Source organism: Gardnerella sp. C0684A1, assembly GCF_055326835.1.
In genome coordinates this window covers 1-254 of record NZ_JBLTSX010000058.1, presented here as the reverse complement: position 1 = coordinate 254, position 254 = coordinate 1, and the positions used below count along the sequence as shown (strand labels likewise).

Here is a 254-nt window from a genome sequence, read left to right as displayed (position 1 = left end):
CCTCATCACGATCACCACTAGCTCGTGACGGGTGGTTCCTGGGCCACCGGAGCCGGTGGCGACGCGCCCGCGCGGCGCAATGCGTTGGTGTCTCCGGCGCGCAGGGCGCGAAGCGCGGCGGCCATGCCTGGGGACATCGTGGTGTGGGGTGCCGGTGTGTCGTCGAGCAGGACGTCGACGTCTTCGGCCTGAAGGCGTTTCACGTGCCGCTCAGCCAAGAAACGGCGCAGACGGCGCTCGAGTCGCTGCAGGTC

The 254-nt window shown here is 69.7% G+C and carries 1 protein-coding gene; it reads right to left on the bottom strand.

What is annotated here, in order from left to right:
• Nucleotides 1-17: 17 nt before the first annotated feature.
• On the bottom strand, nt 18-254 hold a 237-nt coding region (locus ACNEUN_RS06345), incomplete at its 5' end, for a hypothetical protein (RefSeq protein WP_463631601.1).